This is a genomic window from Candidatus Pantoea deserta (assembly GCF_003813865.1).
Taxonomy (GTDB): domain Bacteria; phylum Pseudomonadota; class Gammaproteobacteria; order Enterobacterales; family Enterobacteriaceae; genus Pantoea; species Pantoea deserta.
This window is the reverse complement of sequence record NZ_RMVG01000053.1, coordinates 1-1766: the sequence shown is the minus strand read 5'-3', so window position 1 is coordinate 1766 and position 1766 is coordinate 1. Positions and strand designations below refer to the sequence as shown.

1 protein-coding gene and 3 pseudogenes are annotated in these 1766 nt (G+C 52.7%); 1 reads left to right on the top strand and 3 read right to left on the bottom strand.

The genetic code is table 11. The annotated features are described in order from the left end of the window. Positions 1 to 447, bottom strand: a pseudogene (locus BBB56_RS24025) (hemagglutinin repeat-containing protein); the annotation flags it as partial. 2 nt (positions 448 to 449) lie between these two features. Between BBB56_RS24025 and BBB56_RS23315 the strand changes: the two are divergent. Next, positions 450 to 593: pseudogene (locus BBB56_RS23315) on the top strand (SymE family type I addiction module toxin); the annotation flags it as partial. Between the two features lie 63 nt (positions 594 to 656). On the opposite strand, the gene imm45 reads toward BBB56_RS23315, so the two are convergent. Then, complete coding sequence (imm45, locus tag BBB56_RS23310) at positions 657 to 980, bottom strand: Imm45 family immunity protein (RefSeq protein WP_233593103.1); 324 nt, start codon at positions 978 to 980, stop codon at positions 657 to 659. Continuing rightward, positions 977 to 1766 (bottom strand): annotated as a pseudogene (locus BBB56_RS24020) (hypothetical protein); the annotation flags it as partial. The gene imm45 and the pseudogene BBB56_RS24020, both read right to left, overlap by 4 nt.

Below are 1766 nucleotides of genomic sequence, written 5' to 3'. Positions count from 1 at the left end.
AGCGCCCGTTGCGCCCGCCGCCGCGGTCGAGCCGATTACCGCCCCGTCCAGCTGGGTGTGCGCCCCGACGCTAACGTCAAAGCCCCTGCCCACGAAAATGCCGGTCTGCTCCTCCACGCTCTGCCAGGTGCTGTGCATCTTGTCGTGCGAGGCGTTGACGTTTGACGAGCCGGTCATCGAGCCGAAGGTAAAGCTGCCGCCCGCACTGGCGCTCTGCTGCTTCGAGTCGTAGCGGTCGCTGTCCTGCTCGCTCGCCAGCGTCAGGTTGCGCCCTACCTCCGCCTTCACCTACTCGCCGCTCACCTGCGCGCCCAGCACCCTCAGGGCGCCGTCGGCGCCTTTCACGCCGCTGCCACGCGCCACCACGCTCAGGTTGTCCCCCGCCGTCAGGCTGCTGCCCCGGGCGGTACGCTGCTCTCTGCACGGGGTAGAGCCAGAGGACTGGCTGCCCTAATAAAGGCCAGCCGAACTCGCTGCCACAGCTGACCATTAAAGGCCGCTGGCTGGAAGCGCTGGGCTTTACGACCGGGCAGAAGATTGAAGTGATCACCGGGCCGGAGCAATTGCTCATCTGGCTGGCGACTGAAAGGTAACTGGCTGATAAAATTAAAATCCCAGCCGGTTGGCTGGGATTAATACAGGCTAGTTTACTTTATTTAGCCAAAGGCTGTTACTGTATATTGGTCAATGATATAAACGTCTTCAACAGCACATTCGGGATAGATCCACTTAGCCCAATTATTAATCACCCATTCAGTACTTAAAGCATGGCCTTCTGAAGAAGCACTTTCTGATGGTAATTCCACTAACATCGAACCTGCTTTAAATCCAGAGGATACAACCAAGCCATGAGTGTGTGCTAAGTCAATTACCATAAAATCTACAATATCTTCATAAGGCCACACCGCTGGCAATCTAAAAACCCTTCCTCGCCGGATAGACTTCTCTGGATAATTTAATAACTTAATATGCTCCATCATTTAACCCTCAAGTTATGTCCGCCAGATTTATCTTTGCTATCAGGAATTTCTTTCATGGCAAAGTTGACTTCCATGACATGTTTCCCCTGTAAGGTAACTACTTCAAAACGTCCATGTTGTGTATCAAGAGCATAAAGATTTCCATCCGTCCCACGATATACATCGCGATTATTCATTTTAGTCAGCTTGCTGTCTTTAATCAGTCCATGTTCTGCAACAACGTTAGCAGCAGTTTGTTTGACTATAGCAACTCCTTCTCCTGGAGGTAATTTAAATAGACTGGCCTCAAAATCACCAACAGTTGCACCCGTAGCTATCTTAATCGTCGGATTAACAGCCTTCAGGGTACCTGGCACTTTCTTGCCCGGTAATATAATTCCGGCCAGCATCCCACCCGTGGCTTCCTGCGCCACCTGATTCCCTTCGGATGCCTGTTTGATGGTATCAGCAACCGCAGACCAGGTATCGCTACTCATCAGCGCCTTAACGCTGTCTGCCACCGCCTGATTCTTTCCGGCAAGGTCTTTCAGAGCCGTATCACAGTAACCGTCTCTGGCAGCACATTACGCCAGCGCCATTGCCGCATCAGCAGCGTAATCAGCTCCGCCTAACGCCGCATCGCCGGTATCAGCAAGGCCATTAATTATTGCGTTGGCGATAGCAGATGTCGTGCCTTCTCCCAGCTTATCCCTCACCTGATCCTTCAGGGATTCAGCGGCCTGTTTCACCGTTTCGCGGGCTTTGTCACCACTCAGAGAGTTATTCTTAACCGCATTCTTCCCGGCT

Bases quoted from the DNA above. Each gene is read 5' to 3' on its own strand.
- imm45 (WP_233593103.1), bottom strand. From the start codon at position 980: ATGATGGAGCATATTAAGTTATTAAATTATCCAGAGAAGTCTATCCGG.